22 protein-coding genes are annotated in these 24596 nt (G+C 69.7%); 11 read left to right on the top strand and 11 right to left on the bottom strand.

Annotated elements, in window-relative coordinates:
• Positions 1-179: 179 nt before the first annotated feature.
• Positions 180-1238: a CDP-glycerol glycerophosphotransferase family protein gene (locus ACVOK1_RS09400; RefSeq protein ID WP_481561880.1), complete on the bottom strand. Its 1059-nt coding sequence runs from the start codon at positions 1236-1238 to the stop codon at positions 180-182.
• On the opposite strand from ACVOK1_RS09400, the gene ACVOK1_RS09405 reads away from it, so the two are divergent.
• Entirely contained in the window at positions 1237-2043 is an 807-nt protein-coding gene (locus tag ACVOK1_RS09405) for a glycosyltransferase family 2 protein (protein ID WP_108770123.1), read from the top strand. The genes ACVOK1_RS09400 and ACVOK1_RS09405 overlap by 2 nt on opposite strands.
• Positions 2044-2111: 68 nt before the next feature.
• Here the strand turns inward: ACVOK1_RS09405 and ACVOK1_RS09410 are convergent, their stop codons facing one another.
• The 5 genes from ACVOK1_RS09410 to def all read right to left on the bottom strand — a co-directional run bounded on the left by ACVOK1_RS09410 (position 2112) and on the right by def (position 8142).
• Positions 2112-3416: an O-antigen ligase family protein gene (locus tag ACVOK1_RS09410; protein WP_481561853.1), complete on the bottom strand. Its 1305-nt coding sequence runs from the start codon at positions 3414-3416 to the stop codon at positions 2112-2114.
• Positions 3417-3510: 94 nt separating this feature from the next.
• Positions 3511-5226, bottom strand: a complete 1716-nt coding sequence (locus tag ACVOK1_RS09415; RefSeq protein ID WP_481561855.1) for an ArnT family glycosyltransferase — start codon at positions 5224-5226, stop codon at positions 3511-3513.
• A 22-nt stretch (positions 5227-5248) separates the two neighbouring features.
• Positions 5249-6580 (bottom strand): 16S rRNA (cytosine(967)-C(5))-methyltransferase RsmB, encoded by a 1332-nt coding sequence (gene rsmB, locus ACVOK1_RS09420; protein WP_406234473.1) that lies wholly within the window; start codon positions 6578-6580, stop codon positions 5249-5251.
• Positions 6581-6584: 4 nt separating this feature from the next.
• Entirely contained in the window at positions 6585-7508 is a 924-nt protein-coding gene (gene fmt, locus ACVOK1_RS09425; protein ID WP_200752112.1) for a methionyl-tRNA formyltransferase, read from the bottom strand.
• Positions 7509-7629: 121 nt separating this feature from the next.
• Positions 7630-8142: a peptide deformylase gene (gene def, locus ACVOK1_RS09430; RefSeq protein WP_108770127.1), complete on the bottom strand. Its 513-nt coding sequence runs from the start codon at positions 8140-8142 to the stop codon at positions 7630-7632.
• A gap of 128 nt (positions 8143-8270) precedes the next feature.
• Here def and ACVOK1_RS09435 point away from each other — a divergent pair, with 128 nt between their 5' ends.
• From ACVOK1_RS09435 to ACVOK1_RS09475, 9 genes are all read left to right on the top strand, one after another.
• Positions 8271-9398: a LysM peptidoglycan-binding domain-containing protein gene (locus tag ACVOK1_RS09435; RefSeq protein ID WP_200752113.1), complete on the top strand. Its 1128-nt coding sequence runs from the start codon at positions 8271-8273 to the stop codon at positions 9396-9398.
• 183 nt (positions 9399-9581) lie between these two features.
• Positions 9582-10715 (top strand): DNA-processing protein DprA, encoded by a 1134-nt coding sequence (dprA, locus tag ACVOK1_RS09440; RefSeq protein ID WP_481561857.1) that lies wholly within the window; start codon positions 9582-9584, stop codon positions 10713-10715.
• Positions 10716-10758: 43 nt separating this feature from the next.
• Entirely contained in the window at positions 10759-11232 is a 474-nt protein-coding gene (locus tag ACVOK1_RS09445; protein WP_108770130.1) for a DUF494 family protein, read from the top strand.
• A 39-nt stretch (positions 11233-11271) separates the two neighbouring features.
• Positions 11272-12003 carry a GYF domain-containing protein gene (locus tag ACVOK1_RS09450; RefSeq protein ID WP_481561858.1) on the top strand — a complete coding sequence of 244 codons (732 nt, stop codon included), beginning with the start codon at positions 11272-11274 and terminating at the stop codon, positions 12001-12003.
• Positions 12004-12058: 55 nt separating this feature from the next.
• A complete protein-coding gene (locus tag ACVOK1_RS09455; RefSeq protein ID WP_481561859.1) occupies positions 12059-12988 on the top strand; it encodes an RDD family protein in 930 nt (309 codons plus the stop codon).
• A gap of 212 nt (positions 12989-13200) precedes the next feature.
• Positions 13201-15666, top strand: a complete 2466-nt coding sequence (locus ACVOK1_RS09460; protein ID WP_108770133.1) for a DNA topoisomerase I — start codon at positions 13201-13203, stop codon at positions 15664-15666.
• 160 nt (positions 15667-15826) lie between these two features.
• Positions 15827-16417, top strand: a complete 591-nt coding sequence (tsaC, locus tag ACVOK1_RS09465) for an L-threonylcarbamoyladenylate synthase type 1 TsaC (RefSeq protein WP_108770134.1) — start codon at positions 15827-15829, stop codon at positions 16415-16417.
• Positions 16418-16460: 43 nt separating this feature from the next.
• On the top strand, positions 16461-17168 hold the full coding sequence (locus ACVOK1_RS09470) for a DUF4124 domain-containing protein (RefSeq protein WP_481561860.1): 708 nt from the start codon (positions 16461-16463) through the stop codon (positions 17166-17168).
• Positions 17169-17317: 149 nt separating this feature from the next.
• Positions 17318-18049: a hypothetical protein gene (locus ACVOK1_RS09475; RefSeq protein WP_481561861.1), complete on the top strand. Its 732-nt coding sequence runs from the start codon at positions 17318-17320 to the stop codon at positions 18047-18049.
• 74 nt (positions 18050-18123) lie between these two features.
• Here ACVOK1_RS09475 and ACVOK1_RS09480 read toward each other — a convergent pair whose 3' ends face one another.
• Positions 18124-18900: an SDR family oxidoreductase gene (locus ACVOK1_RS09480; protein WP_481561862.1), complete on the bottom strand. Its 777-nt coding sequence runs from the start codon at positions 18898-18900 to the stop codon at positions 18124-18126.
• Between the two features lie 110 nt (positions 18901-19010).
• Between ACVOK1_RS09480 and ACVOK1_RS09485 the strand changes: the two genes are divergently transcribed.
• Positions 19011-19217 (top strand): hypothetical protein, encoded by a 207-nt coding sequence (locus tag ACVOK1_RS09485; protein ID WP_481561863.1) that lies wholly within the window; start codon positions 19011-19013, stop codon positions 19215-19217.
• A 100-nt stretch (positions 19218-19317) separates the two neighbouring features.
• Here the strand turns inward: ACVOK1_RS09485 and sppA are convergent, their stop codons facing one another.
• From sppA to ACVOK1_RS09505, 4 genes are all read right to left on the bottom strand, one after another.
• Entirely contained in the window at positions 19318-21240 is a 1923-nt protein-coding gene (gene sppA, locus ACVOK1_RS09490) for a signal peptide peptidase SppA (protein ID WP_481561864.1), read from the bottom strand.
• 115 nt (positions 21241-21355) lie between these two features.
• Entirely contained in the window at positions 21356-22720 is a 1365-nt protein-coding gene (locus ACVOK1_RS09495) for an MATE family efflux transporter (protein WP_481561865.1), read from the bottom strand.
• Positions 22721-22896: 176 nt separating this feature from the next.
• On the bottom strand, positions 22897-23472 hold the full coding sequence (locus ACVOK1_RS09500; protein WP_481561866.1) for a DUF3106 domain-containing protein: 576 nt from the start codon (positions 23470-23472) through the stop codon (positions 22897-22899).
• Positions 23465-24463 carry a hypothetical protein gene (locus tag ACVOK1_RS09505; RefSeq protein ID WP_108770141.1) on the bottom strand — a complete coding sequence of 333 codons (999 nt, stop codon included), beginning with the start codon at positions 24461-24463 and terminating at the stop codon, positions 23465-23467. Before ACVOK1_RS09505 ends, ACVOK1_RS09500 begins: the two co-directional genes overlap by 8 nt.
• Between the last annotated feature and the right edge of the window lie 133 nt (positions 24464-24596).

The raw sequence follows: 24596 nt of genomic DNA on the forward strand, positions 1-24596 counted from the left end.
GGGGGGGGGGGGGGGGGGGGGGGGGGGGGGGGGGGGGGGGGGGGGGGGGGGGGGGGGGGGGGGGGGGGGGGGGGGGGGGGCGGGGGGGGCGGGGGGGGGGGGGGGGGGGGGGGGGGGGGGGGGGGGCGCCCCCCCCCCCCCCCCCGGGGGCGCCCCCCCCCCCCCCGGCCACTGCCCCATCACCGCTGCGAGGGGCCCCAGTACCCCAGATCCTTGCGGATCTGCAGGTCGCGCACCCAGCTGCCAAACGGCTTGCGGCGCAGCGCGCCCATTTCGCCGGACAGGAAATCCTCGGTCGCGGCGATCACCCGCTCGCTGGAGCGGCCATCGCGGAACGGGTGGATGTCATCGGCATAGCACACGATCTCCGCCTGCAGCGCGGGCTCCGGGTGCAGCGCGCGCTGCAGCACCGCCGGCAGCTGCGTGGCCTCGTCGAAGTCGATCATGTGCGGCTTCGGCACGCGGTTGCGGAAGGTCACCACCGGCTTGTGCTGGACGATGAACTCCGAAACGATCGACGAGGTATCCGACACCAGCACGTCGGCCGCACGCTGCGCGGCCATCACCTGCTCCGGCTCGATGAAGCGCGCATTGGCACCGGCCAGCGCGCGGTAGCGCTCGAACAGTTCCGGCGGGCACTTCGGGTGCAGGGTCAGCAGCCAGTAGCGCTCACCGGCGGCGATGTCCGCGGCGATCGGCTCCAGCAGGTGCGGGGCCGCGCTCAGGCGCTCGGTGAAGGTCGAGCCGAACAGGATGACCGGACGTCCGCCGGCTGGTGCACGCAGCGAGGCACTCTCGCCGCCATCGTCGCGGAACAGCGGGTCCAGCTTCGGCCAGCCGGTCTCGGCCACGGCGAAGTGGCCCTGCTGCTCGGCGATCTGCCGGAACGGTGCGGTGGTGGCCGGCCCCTGCGTGCAGTACAGGTCGAACATGCCGCGCACCCGGAAGTGGCCGCGGGCGCTGTCGCGCTTCTCCACGTTGAAGCCATGGAACAGCTGCACCTTGGCCCCGGAGAGGAAGGTCGGCACCCAGTTGGCGGCGCTGAACACCGCGCGCGGGCGCATCGCCAGGGCCTGCTTCAGGCCGATGTTGGGCACTCCCGGCAGGCTGCTGCCGGCCGCACCGCCCTCGAACCAGGCGGCCACCTCCTGCCCGGACGCGTGCAAGGCCTGCGCCAACGGGGCGAGAATAGGCAGCGCATAGCGCTCCGTCGCAAACAACAGGTACCCGGCCATCATGTCCTCCACGACCGCTCCCATCGAACGGCCTCGCATCTCGGCGTGCATTATCGCGTTCAACGAGGCCGGGCGCATCGGCGACTGCCTGGCCTCGCTGGCCTTCTGCGATGAGATCGTGGTGGTGGACTCGCAGTCCACCGATGCCACGGTGGCCATCGCCGAAGCCGCCGGTGCCCGCGTGCTGCAGCGCCCGTTCGATGGTTTCCGCAGCCAGAAGGCGTTCTGCGTCGAGCAGGCCAGCCACGACTGGGTGCTGTGCCTGGACGCCGACGAACGCATCAGCCCCGAGCTGCGCACGGCCATCGAGCAGGCCCGCGACGGCGGCTTCAGCGGCCACGCCGGCTACCGTTTCGCCCGCCTCTCGGAGTATTTCGGCAAATTCCTGCGCCACGGCAACGCCTACCCGGACCGGGTGATGCGGCTGTTCGACCGCCGCCAGGGCGGCTGGCGCGGCAAACGCGAGATCCACGAGGCGGCCAGCGTCGATGGCAGCGTCGGCACCCTGCGCGGTGACCTCATCCACTACCCCTACCGCTCACTGCAGCAGCAGCTGGCCAAGACCGAGAAGTACGCGCGGATGATGGCCGAGCACGAGTTCGCACGTGGCAAGCGGGCCACCCTGGGCAAGCTGGTCCTGGCGCCGGCCTGGCGGTTCTGGCGCGGCTTCGTGTTCCGCGGCGGGTTCCGCGATGGCTGGCACGGCCTGGTGTATGCCTACGTACGTGCCAACTACGTGCGGCAGAAGACCATCATGTTGTGGATGCTGGGCAACGGCCAGGCCGTGGCCGACCCGCGCAGCGAATGATCCGGCGTCCGTGCCGACCAACGGTGGGCACCTACCGGTAGCGCCGGGCCATGCCCGGCGGCCAGGCGTCAGGCCTTCGCCCGATGGCGGGCGCCTTCCAGCAGTGACAGGCCGGTCAGCAGGCCGACGATGGTCACGTAGAAGCTGGCCGTCATCTGGTGGGCGAACATCGACTGGGTCAAGCCGCACAGCACGTAGGCGATGACGATCATCACCCCTGCCGCCGCCGGCCCGCGGAAGGTGACGCGGCCGCTGCGCCGGTGCAGGTAAACGAACACCCACAGCGGCACGCCATACACGGCGATCAGCATCAACACGCCCGGCAGGCCCTGGGTGGCGGCCCATTCGGCCACGTCGTTGTGCGCATGGCCCAGGTGGCAACGCACTTCGGCAGGATCGTCGCGGCACACCGGCACGCGCTGCATGGCGCTGTCGAAGTGGCCGATACCAACACCGGTCAGCGGATGATCGAGGAAGGTCTGCCAGGCCACCTGCAGGCGCTCGACGCGCGCACCGGCGGAGGAATCGACGTCGCCCTGTTCCAGCTTCTGCACGTCGCTGTGCAGTTCGGTCAGGCGCACCTGGTGGCGCAGTTCGGGCACCGACAGCAGCAGCGTGGCACCGATGGCCAGCATGCCGGCCAGCACCGACAGCCGGGCCACGCCGGTGCGCCAGCGCAGGCTCAGCGCCAGCACCACCAGCAGCGCCAGCAGCGCGGCGAACACGCCACGGCTGCCGGTCAGCACGATGGTGCCGCAGCCGGCGGCCATGCCCACGATGACCAGCGACCAGCGCCGCGACGGGCGGCAGAACACCAGCAGCACCATCAGCATGACCACGATGTCGGCCAGCACGATGGCATTGGTGGTCAGCTCGGCGCGCGGCGCGCCCTGCAGGACCTGCAGCAGTGACAGCAGGAAGCTGCCCACCAGCCCCGCCAGTGCGCCCCGCCAGAGCCAGCGCATGTCCGGCCGCAGCGCGCACACCCACAGTGCGATCCATGGGATGACCAGGAACCGCGAACGGTTGTCGACGTCGCGCAGGCCCTGCTCGAACAGCACCACCGAGACCAGGCCCAGCGCTACCGCCGCCAGCATCAGCCAGGTCAGCGCGCGCACCGGCGTGCCGCCCATGCCGCGCGCGCGCCACAGCAGCTCCGGCGCCAGCAGGGTGCTGACCAGCAGGGTCAGCGCATACGGCAACAGGTTCACCGGTACGGTCAGTACCAGTGCCGGCATGCAGAACAGGCCGATCTGTGCGATCCGGTGCGCAGCGCCAAGGCGACCGCCGGCAGGCGCGGGCAGCGGCTCGGCGCGGGCGAGGCTCAGGTTGTCCGGTGAAGCTGGCACGTGGGGAATGATCGCTGCGGTCATGCGGAAGAAAACGGCGGCCCTGTGGCAGGCCGCCCGCCTGATGTTTTACTGCCTTTGTGCACGCTTGGGCAGTCTGGACAAGCCAGCGGCCACGTTATTGCTCGTTTCTCTGCAACCGCCGTTCACGTTTCAGTTCGGCTTCGCTGGGCACGCAGGGTCCGTGCACCGCCGATGCCGGCACCAACCACCAACGGCGACGGTTGGCGACACCGGCCAACACCGCACCATTGCGGTCCACGCAGCCCAGCAGCGCGTCCTCGTGGGCCAGCAGCCAGCGCCGCTGCGCGGACAGCTGCTGCCACTGCACCCCGGCCTGCAGCTGCTGATGCCAGGGCACGTTGAAGCCGAAGGTCGCCGCCGGGCGCCCGGCCATCAGCAGGTTCTGCTCCTTCCAGGCCACCAGGCCCAGCTCGGCATCGGTCCCCAGGCGCGCATCGACCGAGCGCATCAGGCCGCGAGCCGAACTGGAATCGTTCAACACCGGGTAGCCGACCAGGCTGTACAGCACCCACACCACGGTCAGCATCGAGACCAGCGCCAGGTGGCGCCGCGTCGGGCCGAACAGCAGCAGGCCGGCCACGCCCGCAGCGCCCATGGCCAGCACCGCCCAGGCCATCACCACCACCGCCCCCGGCTCCAGCCCGCGCTCCAGCACCAGCCGAACTTCGAAACCGGGGTTGCCGAGCAGCGCCGACGCACCGGCGGCAAGCGTCCCCAGCGACAGCAGCAGGGTGAAGCCACCCAGCACCCACTGCACGTCGCGCCGGCGCAGCAGGCCCGGCATCAGCGGCGCCAGGGCCAGGCAGAACATCGGCAGCGACGGCAGGATGTAGACATCGCGCTTGCCGTGCGGAAGGGAAAAGAACAGCACGATCAGCAGCCACCAGGCCAGCGGCAGCAGGTAGCGCGGATCACGCCGCTGCAGCCGCCGACGCCACGCCGGGATCGCCCACGGCAGGGCCAGGAACGCCGGGATCCACATCGATGGCATCGTGCCCAGGAAGTACCACCACGGCTGGTGGTGGTCCCACGACTGCACGTAGCGCTTGGCGGTCTGCCGGAACAGGATGTCGTCGAGGTAGGCCTGGTACTCGCCCGATTTCGTCGCCAGCGCGGTCATCACCATCGGCACCAGCCACAGCGCGACGGCCAGCACGAAGGCCAGCGGCGCCAGCCAGAAACGCAGGTCGCGCGCATGCAGGCGCACCCGCGGCCAGTGCAGTGCAGAGGCGATCGCCGCCGGCAGGATCATCAGCAGCGCGAGCACGCCCACGCCCTTGGTGATGACCCCGATGCCGGCGAAGAACCAGCCGGCCCACCACCAGCGCCAGGCGGGCCCAAGCAGCAGGTGGCGCAGCAGCCCGTAATTGGCCAGGGTGACGAACAGCACCACCAGCGGGTCGATCTGCGCCTTCTTGGCCTGGAAGGTGAACTGCAGCGCGAACAGCAGCGCCCAGCCGGCATACAGGCCGACCCGGCGCGTCCACAGCCGTCGGCCGAGGTCGACCACGCACCACAGCGTGCCCAGCGCGGCGATCAGCGAGGGCAGCAGGAAGGCCACCCGCCAGTTGCCGATCACGCTGTACAGGGTGGCCTGCCACCACATCAGCATGGGCGGCTTGTCCGAATACAGCTCCAGCCCCCGATGCGGGAACAGCCACTGGCCACTGTCCACCATCTGCCTGGCGACCAGGGCGAAACGCGGCTCGTCCGAGGGCCAGGGGTCGCGCAGTCCGAGCCCCGCACCCAGCACCAGCAAGGCCATCACTACGAACAACCACGTCTCGCGTGACGCGCGGGTTTTCAGCATGGGAACTCGGACAGCGACGGGATCAGGCTGTTTTTAGCAGACGCGCGTAGAAGAAACCGTCAGCATCGTCTTCACCGGGCAGGCGCTGGCGGGCGATGCCCTCGCAGTCCACGCCGAAAGCGTCACCCAGCGGCGCCGCCTGGGCGTCCGGATGCCACTTCAGGAAGGCCCGCACCTGGTCGACGTTCTCGGCGCGCAGGATCGAACAGGTGGCGTACAGCAGCACGCCACCGGGGCGCAGCATCGCCCAGCAGGCTTCCAACAGGCGCGCCTGCACCCCCACCAGCGCCTCGATGTCCTCGGCACGGCGGTGGAACATCACGTCGGGCTGGCGGCGGATGACGCCGGTGGCCGAGCACGGGGCATCCAGCAGGATGGCGTCGAACGGGGTGCCGTCCCACCAGGCCGCGGTATCGCTGGCATCGGCCACCTGGGTCTGCACGTGTTCGCCCACGCCGGTACGGGCATAGGTGTCCTTGGCCCGGGCCAGGCGCCGCGCATCGATGTCCAGCGCCAGCAGGCGCAGGCTCGGGTCGCGTTCCAGCAGGTGCGCCGACTTGCCACCGGGGGCGGCGCAGGCATCGAGCACCCGTGCACCGGCCGGCGGCGACAGGGCATCGGCCGCGCACTGCGCCGACAGGTCCTGCACCGACAATGCGCCGTCGGCAAAGCCCGGCAGCTGGTTGACCGGGCTGGGCTCGGCCAGGCGCAGCGCATCGGCGCTGAGCGGGCTGGGCTCGGCAGCGGTGCCGGCTTCGGCCAGCGCGGCCAGCGCCTTGTCGCGGCCGCCGAGCTGGCGGTTGGCGCGCAGCCACAGCGGTGCCGGCTGCAGGCTGGCGCTGAAGATCGCCTCGGCCTGCTGCGGCCAGTCGCGCTCGACCGCCTCGGCCAGCCAGGCCGGGAACGCGTCGCGCGCGGGCTGTTCCGGGAAGCCCTCGCGCTGCGCACGGCGCAGGATGGCGTTGACCAGGCCGGCCTGGCGCTCGCGGCCGAGCGCGCGCGCCGCATCGACGGTGGCCGACAGCGCCGCATGGGCGGGCAGCTCCAGCACGTCCAGCTGGGCGAAACCGACCATCAGCAGCGTCCGCAGGTCGGCATCGCGCGCCGACAGCGGCTTCTGCATCCACGCCTGCAGCGCAGCGTCATAGGTGCTGCGACGGCGCAGCACGGCGAAGCACAGGGCTTCCAGCAGCGCGCGGTCGCGGGTGTCGGCCAGCTTGGGCAGGGCCCAGGCCAGTTCGGCCTTCAGCGAACGGCCACGGGTGAACACCTGGGCCAGCACGCGTGCGGCCAGCATGCGGGTGGCGGCGCCCGGCGCGGCCTTGGCAATGGAGAAATCGTTCTGCTTCGACACCGGATTACGCTCCCACGCGCAGGTCGCGACGCGCATTGAGGTAGTCGGCGGCGGTGATCGCCTTGCCGCCCTCGCGCTGCAGGACGCGCAGGCGCAGCGCGCCCTGCCCGCAGGCAATGTCGATGCCTTCGCGGCCGGCTGCCAGCACGGTGCCCGGGGCCTGGCCGTGGGCCAGGTCCAGCGCCACCGCGCCATGGATGCGCACGCGCTCGCCGGCCAGCTGCGCCTCGGCGATCGGCCACGGGTTGAACGCACGCACGGTGCGCGCCAGCGCCTGCGCGTCCTGCGCCCAGTCCAGCTTCGCTTCGGCCTTGTCCAGCTTGTGCGCGTAGGTCACGCCCTGTTCCGGCTGCGGCCGTGCGATCGGCTTGATGCCCGCGCGCAGCAGGCCCAGGCCGTCGGACAGCACCTGCGCGCCCAGCGCGGCCAGCGCGTCATGCAGGTCGCCACCGGTGGCGGTGTCGGTAATGGCCAGCTCCTGGTGCAGCAGCACCGGGCCGGTATCCAGGCCTGCTTCCATCTGCATCAGGCACACGCCGGTGGTGGCATCGCCGGCCTGGATCGCGCGCTGGATCGGCGCGGCGCCGCGCCAGCGCGGCAGCAGCGAGGCGTGCACGTTCCAGCAGCCGTGGGTCGGGATGGTCAGCACGGCCCTGGGCAGGATCAGGCCATAGGCCACCACCACCATCAGGTCCGGCTGCAGGTCGCGCAGCTGCTGCTGGGCGGCCGGGTCCTTCAGGGTTTCCGGCTGGTAGACCGGGATGCCACGGGCAACCGCTTCGAGTTTGACCGGCGACGGTGCCAGGCCACGGCCACGGCCGGCCGGGCGGTCCGGCTGGGTGTAGACGGCCACGACCTCGTGATGGCGCGCGGCCGCGCGCAGCGACGACACCGCGAATTCCGGCGTACCGGCAAAGACAATCCTCATGGCTACCCCACTTGCAGGATGGATACGTGCAGAAAGAACAACGGCGCCGTCGGCCGGCGCCGTGCAGCCCGCGCGGGACGCGCAGGCAGGGGCCACCGCGACGGGCGGCCCGCGATGGCGGTCAGGCCACGTGCTTGCGCTGCTTGGCCAGCTTCTTGCGGACCATTTCGCGCTTCAGCGGCGACAGGTAGTCGATGAACAGCTTGCCGTCCAGGTGGTCCATCTCGTGCTGCACGCACACCGCCAGCAGGCCGTCGGTGGTGAGCTCCTGCGGCTGCCCCTGGCGGTCCAGGAACTTCACCGTGATGGAATCGGCGCGGGTCACGTCAGCGAAGATGCCGGGCACCGACAGGCAGCCTTCCTGGTACACCTGGCCCCCGTCCTTGGCGACGATCTCCGGGTTGATGAACACCCGCGGCTCGTTCTTCTCTTCGCTCACGTCGATGACCATGAAGCGCTTGTGCACGTCCACCTGGCTGGCGGCCAGGCCGATGCCGGGAGCGTCGTACATGGTCTGGAACATGTCGTCGAGCAGGGTCTGGAAGGCCGGGGTGGTCACCTCGGCGGCGTCGATCAACGCAGCCTTGGTACGCAGGCGCGGATCGGGGAACTCAAGAATGGGGAGCAGGGCCATGGCTGTTTCCGGGTTGGGGCCGGGGATACGCCGGCATACGTCGCAGATTCTATCTGCAACGCTTGCCTTGCGCCCCGGTTTCTGGACTATAGTGCGCGAACCTGTTGGGGAATCAGGGCTTCGCACCTATGTTGCTTCGTTTTCGTACGGTCGTCGCTGCGGCGATGCTGACCGTGGCTGCCTATGCTACCGCCGTTGAAGTGAATGGCGGGCACCCGGACACCTACGTGGTCCGCAAAGGGGACACGCTGTGGGACATTGCAGGCCGGTTCCTGCAGAAGCCCTGGCTGTGGCCGGAGATCTGGCAGGCCAACCCGCAGATCGCCAACCCGCATCTCATCTACCCGGGTGACGTGCTCAGCCTGGCCTATCTGGACCGCGTGACGGCCCAGCCCGGCCCGCGCACGGAAGCCCCGGTGACCGGCGTGCCGCTCTCGGAGGTCGAACCCTTCCTGAAGCAGCTGAGCGTGGTCGACAGCATCGACCAGCTGCCCTACGTGGTCGGCCTGGAAGGGAACCGCCTGCGCGCCACCAGTGGCCAGGCCGCCTATGTCCGCCTGGCCGATGCCCAGGTCGGCCAGCGCTGGGCCGTGGTCCGCCCGACCGTGCGCTACGGCCAGCCCAAGCCGACCGAGGACCTGACCGCCAACGGCGACGTCACCCCAGGCAGCGGCAACCTGTGGAAGGCCTACAACGCGCCCAACCATCGCCGCGGCGTGCTGGGCTATGAGCTGGCCCAGGTCGGCCTCGGCACCATCACCCAGGTGGCCGGCGGCAAGACCGAAGCCTCCACGCTGATGCTGGACGCCAACGGCGACGGCCGTGAAGTGCGTGCCGGTGACCGCCTGGTGCCGGTGGAGGCCCAGCCTTACGACCTGCAGTTCTTCCCGCATGTGCCCGCCGCCAGCCTGGAAGGCCTGGATGTGCGCGTGCTGGCCGTTGCCGACATGTTCAATGCCGGCGGCCCGCGCGACGTCATCGCCATCTCTGCCGGCCGCAGCCAGGGCGTGGACAACGGCACAGTGTTCTCGCTGTGGCGCCAGGGCAGCCATGTCGCCCACCGCATGAAATACCCGAACTCCTCGCGCATGGACGATTCGCCGTCCACCGGTGCGGGCCGGGTCAGCCTGCCGGACGAATACGCCGCCCACGCGATGGTGTTCCGCACCTTCGACAACGTCAGCTACGCGCTGGTGATGCAGGGCGTGAAGCCGGTGAACGTGGGTTACAGCGCCCAGCACCCGGACGCGAAGTAGAGTCGACCGTTGGTCGACTGCGCTTCAATCCGTCCGCGGTAGTCGACCAACGGTCGACTCTACCCCGCCGGTTCCAGCCGGGCGGCACCGCACCGCAGGCGGTTGCCGGAGGCGGACTCCCCTGACAGCAGAACGCGAAGGCGCCCTAGGGCGCCTTCGTCATCCGTGGCCGATAGTCGGGCGATGCCCCGCCCCGACACTGCCCTCGATGCACTCGCCCGCCTGGTCCTGGCCGGCGGACCGCTGGCGCCCCGCCGCGCCCTGCTGCTGGCCAGCGGCGATGCCCCCGCCGCGCTCGCCCTGGGCGTGGCCGGCTGGCGCGCGCACGGCTGTTCTGCTGAACAATGCGCCGCCCTGCAGCAGCCCGATTCTGCGGCACTGGCCGCCACCCTGCGCTGGCTGCAGCAGCCCGGCCGGCAGCTGCTGGGCTGCTCCGATCCGGCCTTTCCGCCGTTGCTGCAGGACATCCCGCAGCCGCCGCTGGCACTGTTCGTGTCCGGCGACGCCAGCCTGGCCTGGCACCCGGCAGTGGCGGTGGTCGGCAGCCGCTCGCCGACCCCCACCGGGCGCGCACTGGCGGCGCGCTTTGCCACCTGCTTCGTCGAGGCCGGCCTGGCGGTGACCAGCGGGCTGGCTGCCGGCATCGATGCCGCCGCCCATGCCGCCGCACTGGATGCGGGCGGGCGCACGGTGGCGGTCATCGGCACCGGCCCGGACCAGGCGTACCCGCCCGGCAATGCCCGCCTGCAGGCCCGCATCGCCGCCGAAGGCGTCGTGCTGAGCGAGTACCCGCCGGGCACCCCGGCGCGGGCGGGGCAGTTCCCGGCGCGCAACCGGCTGGTGGCCGGGATGGCCCTGGCCACGGTGGTCATCGAGGCGGCCCAGCGCTCCGGCGCCCTGATCACCGCCCGCCTGGCCGCCGAGGCCGGGCGCGAGGTCGGCGCGGTGCCCGGCTCGGTGCTGAACCCGCGTGCGGCCGGCTGCCATCGGCTGATCCGCGAGGGCGTGGCCCTGGTCGAACGCCCCGAAGATGTGCTGGAACTGCTGGCCCCTGCCCTGCGCCAGCAACTGCCCGGCTTGCAAAGCCGCCTGGCCACCCCCACTGAACAGGCATCGCCGGCAGACCTACCGGACCGGTGGGCGAACGACCCTGACTACCAGAGCTTGTGGCGGGCACTGGACCACAACCCAAGCGGTATGGATTCATTGATCACGCGTTGTGGATTGACGGCGCCTGAGGTGTCCTCCATGCTGCTGGCCATGGAACTGGCGGGAATCGTGGTGTGCGTACACGGCCGCTACTGTCGAACTCCCTAGTTTCTTCACCTCCACAGCGTCGCGCGACGCAGGCCGAGGGGCAATGAAAGAGAGCATTCTTGACGTACTGTTGTACCTGTTTGAACACTATTTCAGCGAAGATGCGGACCTGATCCGTGACCGCGACTCGCTGCAGAATGGCCTGATCCAGGCCGGTTTCAGCCCTACCGAGATCAACAAGGCCTTCGACTGGCTCGATGCGCTGGCTGCCCAGCGGCCGAGCGTGGCGCAGGCCCGGGTCGACGGTCCCGTGCGCATTTTCCACGGCCCCGAGCTGGACAAGCTGGACGTGGAATGCCGCGGTTTCCTGCTCTATCTGGAACAGCACGGCATCCTCGATGCCGACCAGCGCGAGCTGGTGCTGGACCGTGCCATGGCCCTGGACCAGGACGAACTGGACCTGGACGACCTGAAGTGGGTCGTGCTGATGGTGCTGTTCAACCAGCCCGGCGCCGAGGCGGCGTATGCCTGGATGGAAACGCAGATGTTCATGGACGAGCCAGAACCCCTTCACTGACCGTACACTTGGGGACCAAGCGCATTCAGGAGCGTCCCCGTGAGTGATTGGTTTCACGCCCAAGGCAACCGCCAGCAAGGCCCGTTGCCGGCGGAGCAGTTGATCGAGCTTTTCCGCAGCAACGAAATCACCCTGGACACCCTGGTCTGGCGCGACGGGCTGCCGCAATGGCAGCCCCTGCGCAGCGTGGTCGACGAACTGGGGCTGATCGTGCCGGCCGTCGATGCACCGGCCAGCGCGCCGCCACCGCCGGCGGCCCCGCAACCGCCCATCCTGCCGCCGGAAGCGCCTTACCACGCCAGCGCCAGCACCGCGTTGCCGCCGCCCAAGAAGGGCCTGTCCGGCTGCGCGCTGACCGCCATCATCGGCGGCGTCGCCCTGCTGGTCCTGGTGCCGATCCTGGCCATCCTGGCCGCGATCGCCCTGCCCGCCTACAACGACTACGTGATCAAGTCCAAGGTCGCCGGCGCGATTACCGCCCTGCAGCCGCTGAAGGAACAGGTCCAGCGCTTCGCCGACGACCAGGGCCGCTGCCCGGGCGCCAACGACGCCGGCTTCCCCGAAGCAGGCAGTTTCGCCAGCCAGGGGCTGTCTGCCGTGCACATCGGCCGCTTCAACAACGGCCATTGCGGTATCGAAGCCACCCTGGCCGTCCCCGGCAAGGCGATCGACGGCGACCTGCTGTGGCAGGAATACGACCGCGACAGCGGCCGCTGGGAATGCACCGGCGAAAGCGACAACAAATACCTGCCCGTGCAGTGCCGCGGCTGAGCCGCCGGCCGCGCAGGCAGCCTGAAATCCAAGGATGACCCAACAGGGGAACGCAATGACTGAGTGGTATTTCGCCGAAGGACAGCAACGCCAGGGACCGTTCCCGGTCACCGAGATCCGCCAGCGCTTCCAGCGCGGGCAGCTGACCCTGGACACGCTGGTGTGGCGCGAGGGCATGGGCCAGTGGGCCGCCCTGCGCCAGGTCGTGGACGAACTGGGCCTGCAGACCCTGGCCGAGGCCAGCGACAGCAGCGCCGCGGGCGGCTTCGACCTGCGCGGCGACTATGCCGCCATCGACAACGGCACCGCCCCCCTGCCGGGCACCGGCGCACTCAGCAGCTCGCCCTACAGCGCCCCGGGCGCGGCCAGCGGCGACTACAGCCAGGCCGTGCAGGGCGGCGAGGTGGTCTATGCCGGCTTCTGGAAGCGCTTCGCGGCCTACCTGATCGACTATTTCATCCTGCTGATCCCCAGCTGGATCATCGGCATGGTCCTCGGCGTGGGCATCGGCCTCGGCATGGGCGCGGCAGGCGGCGGCGATACGGCCACGGGCGTGGCCGCGCAGCTGGTCAGCGGCCTGGCCGGCCTGGCCATCTCGATGGTGTACTACGCCTGGTTCCACGCCTCGGCCGGCGGCGCCACGCCGGGCAAGATGGCCGTCGGCATCAAGGTCGTGCGCGGCAACGGTGAGCGCCTGACCCTGGGCCGCAGCATCGGCCGCTACTTCGCCACGATCCTGAGCAGCATCATCCTGTGCATCGGCTACCTGATGGCGGCGTTCACCGACCGCAAGCAGGCCCTGCACGACATGGTCTGCGACACCGTCGTGGTCGACCGCTGGGCCTTCACCGACCAGCCTCACCTGCAGCGGCGCGAGCTGGGCACGGTCACCATCGTGATGCTGGTCATCGGCGGCCTGATGGTCCTGGGCGGCGTGATCATCTCGATCATCGCAGTGGGCGTGATCGCCAACATGGCCAGCTGAGCCTGGCCGACGGCGCCGGCAGGCGGCCGTCATCACGCCCCGCCCCTTGACAGGGGCCCTCCGGGCGTGATTCCTCTAATAAGGAAACCTGAACGCCCGGCACACTACCGGGCGTTCAGTTTATGGATTTGCCCGTGGCCGCTTCACTAATGCGGCCGTTTGCTCCACCCTAGCGGCCCCTTCCCCCGGTCCGCCCACAGACCTTTCCCGACATGCCCAAGCACCTGCTCATCGTCGAATCGCCGGCCAAGGCCAAGACGATCAACAAATACCTCGGCAAGGACTACACCGTCCTGGCCTCGTATGGGCATGTGCGCGACCTGATCCCGAAGGAAGGCGCGGTCGACCCGGACAACGGGTTCGCCATGCATTACGACGTCATCGACAAGAACGAGAAGCACGTCGATGCCATCGCCAAGGCCGCCAAGGGCGCCGACGACATCCTGCTGGCGACCGACCCGGATCGCGAGGGTGAAGCGATCAGCTGGCACATCGCCGAGATCCTGAAGGAGCGTGGGCTGGTCAAGGACAAGCCGATGCAGCGCGTGGTCTTCACCGAGATCACCCCGCGCGCCATCAAGGAAGCCATCAACCAGCCGCGCGCCATCGCCAGCGACCTGGTGGACGCCCAGCAGGCGCGCCGCGCGCTGGACTACCTGGTCGGTTTCAACCTGTCGCCGGTGCTGTGGCGCAAGGTGCAGCGCGGCCTGTCCGCCGGCCGCGTGCAGAGCCCGGCGCTGCGCATGATCGTCGAGCGCGAGGAAGAGATCGAAGCCTTCATCGCCCGCGAATACTGGTCCATCGCTGCCGAGTGCGCGCACCCCAGCCAGCATTTCAACGCCAAGCTGATCAAGCTGGACGGGCAGAAGTTCGAGCAGTTCACCGTCACCGACGGCGACACCGCCGAGGCCGCCCGCCTGCGCATCCAGCAGGCCGCGCAGGGCTCGCTGCACGTCACCGACGTGGCCAGCAAGGAGCGCAAGCGCCGCCCGGCGCCGCCGTTCACCACCTCCACCCTGCAGCAGGAAGCCTCGCGCAAGCTCGGCTTCACCACCCGCAAGACCATGCAGGTGGCGCAGAAGCTGTATGAAGGCGTGAACATCGGCGACGAAGGCACCGTCGGCCTGATCTCGTATATGCGTACCGACTCGGTGAACCTGTCGCAGGACGCGCTGGCCGAGATCCGCGACGTGATCGCCCGTGACTACGGCATCGCCTCGCTGCCGGACCAGCCCAACACCTACCAGACCAAGTCCAAGAACGCCCAGGAAGCCCACGAAGCCGTGCGCCCGACCTCGGCCCTGCGGACCCCGGCCCAGGTGTCGCGCTTCCTCACCGACGACGAGCGCCGACTGTACGAGCTGATCTGGAAGCGCGCCGTCGCCTGCCAGATGATCCCGGCCACCCTCAACACCGTCAGCGTCGACCTGTCGGCCGGCAGCGAACACGTGTTCCGCGCCAGCGGCACCACCGTCGTCGTGCCCGGCTTCCTGGCCGTGTACGAGGAAGGCAAGGACAACAAGAGCGCCGAGGACGAGGACGAAGGCCGCAAGCTGCCGGCAATGAAGCCGGGCGACCGCATTCCGCTGGAACGCATCCTGGCCGAACAGCATTTCACCCAGCCGCCGCCGCGCTTCACCGAAGCGGCGCTGGTGAAGGCGCTGGAAGAGTACGGCATCGGCCGTCCCTCGACCTACGCCTCGATCATCCAGACCCTGCTGTTCCGCAAGTACGTGGAAATGGAAGGCCGCAGCTTCCGTCCGTCCGACGTCGGCCGTGCGGTGTCCAAGTTCCTGTCCAGCCACTTCACCCAGTACGTGGACTACGACTTCACCGCCAAGCTGGAAGACGAGCTCGATGCCGTCTCGCGCGGCGAGGAAGAGTGGATCCCGCTGATGGCCCGCTTCTGGGAACCGTTCAAGGAGCTGGTGGAAGACAAGAAGGAATCGGTCGACCGCGCCGAGGCCAGCGGTGCCCGCGAACTGGGTACCGACCCCAAGACCGGCAAGCCGGTCAGCGTGCGCCTGGGCCGTTTCGGGCCGTATGCCGCCATCGGCAGCACCGCCGAGGACGCCGAGGAAAAGCCGAAGTTCGCTTCGCTGCGCCCCGGCCAGTCGATGCACACCATCTCGCTGGAAGACGCGCTGGAACTGTTCCTGATGCCGCGCGCACTGGGCCAGGACAAGGATGAGGACGTCAGCGTCGGCATCGGTCGTTTCGGCCCGTTCGCCAAGCGCGGCAGCACCTACGCCTCGCTGAAGAAGGAAGACGACCCGTACACCATCGACCTGGCCCGCGCAGTGTTCCTGATCGAAGAGAAGGAAGAGATCGCGCGCAACCGGATCATCAAGGAGTTCGAGGGCAGCGACATCCAGGTGCTGAACGGCCGCTTCGGCCCGTACATCAGCGACGGCAAGATGAACGGCAAGATCCCCAAGGATCGCGAGCCGGCATCGCTGACCTTGGCCGAAGTGCAGCAGCTGATGGAAGAAACCGGCAAGCCGGTGCGCAAGGGCTTTGGCGCCAAGAAGGCCGCCGCGAAGAAGGCGCCGGCCAAGAAGGCGGCGGTGAAGAAGGAAGCCGCGCCGAAGAAGGCAGCTGCGAAGAAGGCGCCGGCCAAGAAGGCGGCGAAGAAGGCAGTGAAAAAGGCCGTCAAGAAGGCCGCAGCCAAGAAGTAGATCCACGCCATGCGTGGATGATTTGCCGGGATGTGCGGACCAACGGTCCGCACCCACCGCTTCAACACGCCGGGATGTGCGGACCAACGGTCCGCACCCACCGTACCGCCCGTGCCCACCGTCGGCACCCACCACCCGTTCTGCACGCCACGGGGGGATAATGAAGCCCCACGTCGGGCCGGCCTTCCCCATGAAAGAACTCACCCTCGATACTGCTGTGGCCACGCTGCGCGCGGGGGGCGTGATCGCCTACCCGACCGAAGCTGTCTGGGGCCTGGGCTGCGACCCTGCCCATGAGGCGGCGGTGCACATGGTCCTGCGCCTGAAGCAGCGCCCGGTCGAGAAGGGCATGATCCTGGTCGCCGCCGACCTGCCGCAGCTGGAAGGCTGGGTACGGCTGGACGCGCTGCCCGACGCCCGCCAGCGCGCGGTGCTGGCCAGCTGGCCCGGCGCCAACACCTGGATCCTGCCGGCCGGCCCCCGTGCGCGCCCGTGGGTGACCGGTGAACACAGCGGCATCGCCGTGCGCATCAGCGCCCACCCGCTGGTGGCGGCGCTGTGCCGCGCCTGGGGCGGTCCGCTGGTGTCCACCAGCGCCAACCTGGCCGGTGAACCGCCGGCGCGCAGTCGCGAAGAACTGGACCCGCGTCTGCTGCGACTGCTCGACGGCATCCTCGATGGCCAGACCGGCGGCCTGGCCCAGCCGACGCCCATCCGCGACGCGCTCAGCGGCAGCATCCTGCGCTCCTGATGCGCCGATTGCAGTGCCGCGGCAATTCGCGCAGGCTGCAGCCATGAACCTGCTGCGCCCTGCCCTCTGCCTGGCTCTGTCGATGCCCGTGGTGGCTTTCGCTGCCGATGACGTGCGGGTCTACCGCTGCGTTGGCAGCAACGGCGCCGTTGCGCTGCAGGACAAGCCCTGCAGCAGCGGCCGTCAGGAAGTGCGCGACCTGCAGCGCCCGCGCGACCCGCCGCCGCGTACGGTCAGCACCGATACCCCGCCGCCGACGCCCGCAGCGACGCCGGACATGGGCGTGCGCGAGGTCCGCCACGTCTACATCCAGCCGCCGCAGCCGATGTACGAGTGCGTGCGCGACGACGGCAGCCGCTATACCAGCGACAACAACGAGGGTAATCCGCGCTGGGTGCCGGTATGGACCACGGTCTGGTACGGACCGGACCCCCATGGCGGACCGCGCCCGCGTCCGCCGGGACCGGGCCCGGGAGGCGGCGCCATCGGCATCGGGCCTCCGCCGGGGGCCGGCGGCATCCCGGTGCACCGGCCGCCGCTCGGCTACGGGGTCAACGTGCCCGGCGGAAACGTGCTGGTGCGCGACGCCTGCAGCCTGCTGCCGCCGCGCGAAGTCTGCTCGCGCCTGCGCGACCGCCGCTGGGAGCTGGACCGCCGCTACAACAGCGCGCTGCAGAGCGAACGCACCGCGATCAGCAACGAGCAGCGCGGCATCGACGCACGCCTGTCGCAGGACTGCAGCGGCGGCTGAGCGCGCTTGCTCTGGTAGATGCCCACCTTGGTGGGCAACGCTGTCTGCCAGCGCCAACCAAGGTTGGCATCTACCGGGGCACCGGCCATCGCGTGCGTCAACCAAGGTTGGCATCTACCAGGCGGCGGCCGCTGCTGTAGGCTGCTGGCATGAAGAAACTGATCTGGCTGGCGCTGTGCCTGCTGCCCGGCGCTGCCGCGGCCGAGGAGATGGTGATCTACCGCTGCACCGGCAGCAGCGATGTTCCCACCGTGCAGCGCATGCCCTGTTCGGCCGGCATGAAGCAGGAGATCGTGAAGCTGCCCGGCTCCGCGCCGTCGACGCCGGCTGCAGCCCCCGCGGCCGCTCCCACGCCAGCGCCGGTCGCCGCCGACCCCGCGCCTGCAGCGCCCGCCACGGAAGCGCCCGTCGCTCCCACACCGCCGCGCGCGGGCCAGGAGCGCATCATCAGCGAGGCCTACATGGTCGAGCGCGAGGGCGGCGATGCCATCCTCGACAGCGCCCTGCTGCCCCGCCCCGGTGATGCCGCGGTCGATGAGAACGCGCCGCCCAAGCCGCCTCTGCCGCCGATCTTCCAGTGCCAGGATTCACAGGGCGGCCAGTACCTGCACGAGTACGAAGCCGCGCCGGGCCGCTGCGAGCTGATGAACGTCAGCGGCCTGGGCGGTGCCACGCCGGTAAATGCGGCCAGCTGCGAAGTGGTCAGCGACCGTTGCAGCGAAGTGGCCGAGGCGCAGCGCTGTGGCAGCTGGCAACAGCGCTTCCGCAATGCCCGCGGTCGCGAGCGCTTTGCCTCGGAGGAAAACCGCGATGCCGCCCGTGCCGAACGCGAGCGCCTGCAGGCGGTGCTGGCTGCGAGTGATTGCCGGGTGCCGGAGTAGGCGCTGCCGCCCGGCGTTGATGGGGTCAGAGCCCTTTCCTGCGGAAAGGGATCCGACCCCGGTCAGGGTCAGGGTCAGAACCCGTACCGCAGGAAGCCGCCGTCGACCGCGATGCACTCACCGGTAACGTAGCTCGACGCCGGCAGGCACAGGAAGCCCACCGCTGCGGCCACTTCTTCCGGCTCGCCGATGCGGCGCATCGGCGTACGTGCGATCACTTCTTCGTAGTAGTCGGCATCGGACAACGGGCCGGACGTGCGCCGGGTGCGGATGTACCACGGCGCCACCGCGTTCACCCGGATGCCGTCCTCGGCCCACTCCACCGCCAGGTTGCGGGTCATCTGGTGCATCGCCGCCTTGGTCATGCCGTACACCACGCCGCTGCGCACATGGGTCAGGCCCGAAACGCTGCCGACGTTGACGATGGACGAGGAGGCGTGCCGGGCCAGCAGCGGATGCGCGTAGCGCGACAGCTCGAAGGCCGAGAACAGGTTGGTCTCGAAGATCTGGCGCCACTCGTCCTCGGAATACTCGGTCGCCGCCTTGGTGACGTTGCCGCCGGCGTTGTTGACCAGGATGTGCAGGCCGTCGCTGTGGTCCTCCACCCAGTCCAGGATCTGCCGGCGGTCTTCGTCATCGGAGACATCGGCGGCCAGCGCATGCACCTGCATCTGCGGATGCACGTCCAGCAGTTCGTCGCGCGCGGTTTCCAGCATGTCGATATCGCGGCCGACGATCATCAGGTCGGCGCCGAAACCGGCCAGTTCGTGTGCGATCGCCAGGCCGATGCCGGCGCTGGCACCGGTGATCAGGGCCGTCTGCCCGTCAAGGCGCCACCGTTGCTGGTTCATGTGTTCTCCGGGGCCGCGCCCGCTGTATTTCGATGCCGCAAGGATACGCGTCACAGCAGGGCGTTGCCGACAGTGCGACACTGCCGCATCACCCGCCCCGGAGCACCACGATGCGTCTGCTGATTCCCGCCTGCCTGTCGGTCGCACTGCTGGCCGGTTGCCAGAAGCCCGCCCCGCCCAACCCCGAGAAGCCGCCGGAGCCGCAGGCGCTGGCCAAGGCCATCAACCAGCCGCTGGACCGCGCCAAGGACGTGCAGAAGGCCGTGGACGCCGGTGCCGAGCGCGAGCGCAAGGCCGAGGCTGAAGCAACGCAATGACGCCAGGGGTCGGAGCCCTTTGCGATGCAAAGGGATCCGACCCCGCACAGACAAAAACGCCCGGCCGGAGCCGGGCGTTTTCATTGGCGGCAAGCGCCGGTCAGAACCCGCAGAAGCAGTACGCCAGTGCCTTCACCGGTGCACCGTTGCCCTTCTCGCGCGCGGCGTTCTCGACGAAGCGCAGCTGGGTGTCCACTTCCGGCATCGTGCGCGCCAGCATCATCCGCGCGACACCCGAATCGGCCAGCATCCAGGCACCGGCATGGCTGCCGGCGAAACCACTGATGAACTGCGCGAACGGAGTGGCGGGCTTCTCGATGTAGCGCACGCGGTACTTCTCGTCATTGCCCAGCTTGGCACGGCTGGCGGCGTCGGCCACGGCATCCTTCATGCCGCCGAAGGCGTCGACCAGGCCGCGTTCCTTGGCCTGCGCACCGCTCCAGACGCGGCCACGGGCCACTTCGTCGATGGCTTCGACCGGCTTCTTGCGGGCCTCGGCGACGCGACCGGTGAAGTCGGCATAGCCCTTGTTGATCACCGACTGGATGACCTGGCCCACGGCCGGGTCCATCGGGCGGGTGACGTCGAAGGCACCGGCGAAACGGGTCGTGCCCACGCCATCGGTGTGCACGCCGAACTTGTCCAGCGCGCGGCTGAAGTTGGGGATCATGCCGAAGATGCCGATCGAACCGGTGATGGTCGACGGATCGGCGTAGATGCGATCGGCGTTCATGCTGATCCAGTAACCACCGGAGGCGGCCAGGTCGCCCATCGACACCACCACCGGCTTGCCGGCGGCCTGAAGGGCCACCACTTCGCGGCGGATCTGCTCGGAGGCGAACACTTCACCACCCGGCGAATCCACGCGCAGCACCACGGCCTTGACCTGGTCGTCGTCGCGCGCGGCGCGCAGCAGGGCCGAAGTCGACTCGCCACCGATGCGACCGGCCGGCAGGTCGCCGCCGCTGATCTCACCGGAGGCCACCACCACGGCCACCTGCGGACGGTTGTCCACCGGGTTGCGGCGCGCGTCGAGCTGACCCATGTACGAGGCGAAATCGATGTTGCGGAAGCCGCCATCAGCGTCTTCGTCGGCCACGCCGCGCTCGATCATCAGATCCTCGAATTCCTCGCGGGTCTTCAGCGCGGTCACCAGCTTCTGCTGCAGGGCGAACTTGGCCAGGTCACCACCGGCCGCGGCCACGCCTTCGGGCAGCGTATCGATGCCCGCAGCCAGCTGTGCCGGATCGAGGCGGCGCGCCTTGGCGATGTCACCCAGGTAGCGCTGCCACACGTCGTTCATCCAGAACAGGTCGGCTTCCTTGGACGCCGGCGAGGCCGCATCCAGCACGTACGGTTCGGCGGCGGACTTGTACTCGCCCACCTTGAACAGGTGCACGTCCACGCCCAGCTTGTCCTGCAGGCCGGTGCGGAAGTACTGGCGGTAACGGCCCAGGCCCTCGAGCACCACCGACCCCATCGGGTCCAGGTAGACCTCGTCGGCCTGCGCGGCCAGCAGGTACTGCGACTGGCCCATGCTCTGGCTGAAGGCCACGATCTGCTTGCCCGAGGCGCGCAGGTCCTGCAGCGCACCGGCCACTTCACGCAGCGAGGCGAAGCCGGACGGCTGCAGCTTGTCCAGTTCCAGCACCACGCGTTCGATCTTCTTGTCGGCCTTGGCCGATTCGATCACGCGCAGCAGGTCGCGCAGCTGCACTTCCTCGGCACCGTTGTCGCCGACCGCCTTGGCCAGCGCGCGGCTGACCGGATCAGCGCTGTACTGCTCGACCAGACGGCCTTCCGGCGCGATGACCAGCGTGGTGCGGTCCTGCAGGGATTTGCTGGCGCCGGCACCCATGCCCGCAGCGACGATGAACATCACCACCACGAACAGCAGCAGGCCGAAGAACACCAGGTTGAGGATCAGCCTGCGGGTGAAATTCATCACGTCCCACAGCCCGATGAAGAAACCGGCGATGGGATTGCGATGCGCCGGGGGCAGCGGGGGCACGGGTTGGTTCATGGAGCGCTCCGGATGGCTTCTTGCCGTGGTAACAGCATAGCCGGTGCCGTGTAAGGCGGCATCGGACACAAGTCAGGGGTTCGCCCGTCACGGTCTGGCGTGACGGGCACGACGATCATTCCAGGGCCGATTGACCGATGCGCAGGCTGCTGCGACGCAGGCGCCAGCCCATCAGGATGGCGGCGGCGGTCAGGCCGACGATCAGGCCGATCCACATGCCCTGCGGGCCCATGCCCAGGCCCAGGCCGAGCCCGGCGCCGAGCGGCATGCCCAGGCCCCAGTACGCGAACATGGCGATGAACATCGGCACGCGCGTGTCCTTCAGCCCGCGCAGCGCGCCGGCCGACAGCACCTGGATGCCATCGGGGAACTGGAACGTAGCCGCGTACAGCAGCAGGGTGGACGCCAGCCCGGCCACGGCCAGATCGTTGGTGTAGACCCCGACGATGGCATCGTGGCCGAACAGCAGTACGGCCGCCGACAGGGTCTGGGTACCCATGATGATGGCGTAACCGGCCCAGGCCGCGCGGCGCACGCCGAAGCCATCGCCACGGCCGACCGCATGGCCGACGCGCACAGTGGTCGCTTCGGCAACACCCATTGGGATCATGAAGCACAGCTGCGCCACGTTGATCGCGATCTGGTGCGCGGCCGCCTCATTGGCGCCCAGGCGACCGATCAGCAGGGCGGTGACGATGAACAGACCGCCTTCCATCAGCACGGTGATGCCGATCGGCAGGCCGGTGCGCAGCAGGTCCCAGATCGCCGCCGGGCGCGGGCCTTCTAAGTGCGAGAACAGCTGCAGGTGGGCGAAGCGCTTGGTGAACCACAGGTAGGTGGCGAAGGCGATGGCCTGCAGCCACATCATCACCGCCGAGGCGATGCCCAGGCCTTCGGCGCCCATTTCCGGGAAGCCGAGCTTGCCGTTGGCCAGCACGTAGCCCATCGGCGCCAGCACCAGCAGGCCACCGAAGCCGAGCAGCATGGTCGGCAGCGTCCAGTGCATGCCCTCGCTGAGGTAGCGCATGCAGAAGTACAGGGTCAGCGCCGGACCACCCCAGCGCACCGCATGCAGGAAAGCGGTGGCCCCCGGCACGATGTCCGGGGCGATGCCGAAGGCCGGCAGCAGCGGCGGCACCACGGTGAGGAAGGTGAACATGATCAGGCCCAGGCCCAGCGCCAGCCACAGCGCCTGGCGGAACAGCGGGCCGATCTCGCGCTCGCGGCCGGCGCCGTGCAGCTGCGACACCGAGGCGGTGAGCGAGATGAGCGTGCCGATCGGGATCAGCATCGGCAGCCACAGCAGGGCCGTACCGATGGTCACCGCAGCCAGCGTGGCAGTGGCGTGGTGGCCGGCAATGACGTTATCGACGAAGGAGATCAGACCGGTGGATACATGGCCCAGCACCAACGGCAGGGCGAGCAGACCGGTCGCGCCCACTTCCTTGCGGAAGCGCGGCGTGGAGGTTGCGGTAGACATGGAAGTACAGGACGCCAACTACGGTTGCGCGCGAAGGGCACAGGCACCGGGTTGCGGCCGGCTATTTTACGGCCAAACGGTGCCGCCCGCTGGGTAGCGTCGACCGTTGGTCGACTGCTCTTCACGTGACCCCGGCAACACGCGCTTGTTGCGCGTTTGTCGACCAACGGTCGACGCTACTGGCCGGCCTGGCGCTTGAGCCAGGCGTCGCGTTCGGCGGCCGGCACGGCGAGGAAGGCGCTGCGCACGGCATCGCGTTCCTGCGGCGGGGTGCGCTGGGCCACCAGCGTCAATTGCGTCAACTGCGCGGGGCTGAGTTGGCGCAGCGCGGCCAGTGCGGCCTCGCGCTGCTCCGGCGGCACCAGGCCGAACAGGCCGTGCAGCTTGGGGAACTGCATGCCCAGCTGCGGCCCCAGCCGCCAGCCATCGCGGAAGGACTGGTCCTGGGCCTGGAACTGCTCGCGCAGGCGCTGCTGCTGTTCGGCCGGCAGCGCGGCAAAGCGGGCGGCCGCCTGGCGGATGCGCTCGCGCTCGCCCTCCGGCAACGCCTTCAACGACGCATAGTCGGCGCGACGCTGGCGCTGCTGCTCCGGGCTGAGCTGGGCAAAGGCAGCGGGCGAACCCGTATCGGCCACCGGCGCCGGCGTTGCACCGGGCGCTGCCGGCGGCAGCGGTACGTCCAGTGAGGGCGGCGCGGCGGCCAGCGACAACGGCAGGGCCAGCAGCACGCTGGCAAGCAGGAATTTATTCATCGGCAGCAGCGGTTTCCAGCGCGGCACCGACCGGCTCGGGGCGGGTCGGTTTGGGTTCGGATTCATCCACCGGCAGCGGGCCGCCCGCGGCGCTCCACGCATACAGGTCGGCGTCGGCGGCCAGCGGATAGTCGCGGTCGGCCAGCATGGCGGCGTCCTCGGCCGCGTGGCCATCGGCGGCAGCGGTCGGCTGTACCTCGCTGGCCGGCAGGGATTCAACGGTGACCGGGCCGGACTCGGCGACCACGCCTTCCGGCAGCGGCGCATCGCTGGCCGTCGCGTGGTGCTGCCAGTAGCGCCAGCCCAGGGCGGCCGCCAGCAGTACTGCCACCGTCACCAGCAGGATGACCGGGCCGCGCCAGCGCGGCGCACCGGTGTTGGGGCGGCGGCGCTTGGGCGCGCTGCGCTCGTCGCGCTCCGGCGTGCGCCAGCTGGCCGTAGGGGGCTGGTTGTTCGCGGCCGGTGCCGAGGGCTGCTGCAGCTGTTGCAGGCGCTTGGCCGGCAGATCGCGGATGCGCAGCTGCACCTGCTCGGCCAGGCCACGCCACGCCGCGGCGTCGGGCTGGCCGTGGGCGTCGCGCGGGCAGGCGGCGGCCAGCAGCTGCTGGTAGCCGTCTTCATCGATATCCAGCACACGGGTGGCGATGCCTTCATCCAGGCTGCCACCGACCCGCAGCAGCAGGGCCAGGCGCGGCAGCGGCGGCATGTCGCCCAGGGCGGCCAGCGACGGCGGCCACTGCCCGGCAGCCGGCTCGCGCAGCGCCTGGCGCTGGCCCAGCAGGGTCCAGAAACGGGTCGGCCACTGCGCCATCGGCAGGTCGCTGGCCACGGCGGAGAAAGCGCGCATCACCGCGACCAGGGTCTGCTCGGCGCGGGCGGGGTCACCGCACTGCAGCTCGGCAACCACCAGCGCGCGGCGTTCGACGCCACGCAGGAACGCCGACAGCGCGCCGGCCGCGGTCGAGGAAACAGGGGCGGGCACAGCCGTCATCGGTTACTCCAAAGGTCTGCGGGCATGATAGCGGCAGCCCATCGGCGGCCGGCAGGACTTGCGCCCACGGGCACTTCGTGCTGCAGGTTGTGCACAGCATCAATGCGGTCCCCGGCCGAATCGTTGTGAAGCC

It is taken from the genome of Stenotrophomonas sp. STEN087 (assembly GCF_056759115.1).

What these genes read in the sequence shown, in the direction of transcription:
- ACVOK1_RS09495 (WP_481561865.1), bottom strand. Translation starts at nt 22,720, where the DNA reads ATGTCTACCGCAACCTCCACGCCGCGCTTCCGCAAGGAAGTGGGCGCG.
- ACVOK1_RS09485 (WP_481561863.1), top strand. Translation starts at nt 19,011, where the DNA reads ATGCGTCTGCTGATTCCCGCCTGCCTGTCGGTCGCACTGCTGGCCGGT.
- ACVOK1_RS09460 (WP_108770133.1), top strand. Translation starts at nt 13,201, where the DNA reads ATGCCCAAGCACCTGCTCATCGTCGAATCGCCGGCCAAGGCCAAGACG.
- ACVOK1_RS09455 (WP_481561859.1), top strand. Translation starts at nt 12,059, where the DNA reads ATGACTGAGTGGTATTTCGCCGAAGGACAGCAACGCCAGGGACCGTTC.
- ACVOK1_RS09445 (WP_108770130.1), top strand. Translation starts at nt 10,759, where the DNA reads ATGAAAGAGAGCATTCTTGACGTACTGTTGTACCTGTTTGAACACTAT.
- ACVOK1_RS09405 (WP_108770123.1), top strand. Translation starts at nt 1,237, where the DNA reads ATGTCCTCCACGACCGCTCCCATCGAACGGCCTCGCATCTCGGCGTGC.
- ACVOK1_RS09500 (WP_481561866.1), bottom strand. Translation starts at nt 23,472, where the DNA reads ATGAATAAATTCCTGCTTGCCAGCGTGCTGCTGGCCCTGCCGTTGTCG.
- ACVOK1_RS09480 (WP_481561862.1), bottom strand. Translation starts at nt 18,900, where the DNA reads ATGAACCAGCAACGGTGGCGCCTTGACGGGCAGACGGCCCTGATCACC.
- dprA (WP_481561857.1), top strand. Translation starts at nt 9,582, where the DNA reads ATGCCCCGCCCCGACACTGCCCTCGATGCACTCGCCCGCCTGGTCCTG.
- def (WP_108770127.1), bottom strand. Translation starts at nt 8,142, where the DNA reads ATGGCCCTGCTCCCCATTCTTGAGTTCCCCGATCCGCGCCTGCGTACC.
- sppA (WP_481561864.1), bottom strand. Translation starts at nt 21,240, where the DNA reads ATGAACCAACCCGTGCCCCCGCTGCCCCCGGCGCATCGCAATCCCATC.
- ACVOK1_RS09435 (WP_200752113.1), top strand. Translation starts at nt 8,271, where the DNA reads ATGTTGCTTCGTTTTCGTACGGTCGTCGCTGCGGCGATGCTGACCGTG.
- ACVOK1_RS09410 (WP_481561853.1), bottom strand. Translation starts at nt 3,416, where the DNA reads ATGACCGCAGCGATCATTCCCCACGTGCCAGCTTCACCGGACAACCTG.
- ACVOK1_RS09400 (WP_481561880.1), bottom strand. Translation starts at nt 1,238, where the DNA reads ATGATGGCCGGGTACCTGTTGTTTGCGACGGAGCGCTATGCGCTGCCT.
- tsaC (WP_108770134.1), top strand. Translation starts at nt 15,827, where the DNA reads ATGAAGCCCCACGTCGGGCCGGCCTTCCCCATGAAAGAACTCACCCTC.
- ACVOK1_RS09475 (WP_481561861.1), top strand. Translation starts at nt 17,318, where the DNA reads ATGAAGAAACTGATCTGGCTGGCGCTGTGCCTGCTGCCCGGCGCTGCC.
- fmt (WP_200752112.1), bottom strand. Translation starts at nt 7,508, where the DNA reads ATGAGGATTGTCTTTGCCGGTACGCCGGAATTCGCGGTGTCGTCGCTG.
- ACVOK1_RS09470 (WP_481561860.1), top strand. Translation starts at nt 16,461, where the DNA reads ATGAACCTGCTGCGCCCTGCCCTCTGCCTGGCTCTGTCGATGCCCGTG.
- ACVOK1_RS09505 (WP_108770141.1), bottom strand. Translation starts at nt 24,463, where the DNA reads ATGACGGCTGTGCCCGCCCCTGTTTCCTCGACCGCGGCCGGCGCGCTG.
- ACVOK1_RS09415 (WP_481561855.1), bottom strand. Translation starts at nt 5,226, where the DNA reads ATGCTGAAAACCCGCGCGTCACGCGAGACGTGGTTGTTCGTAGTGATG.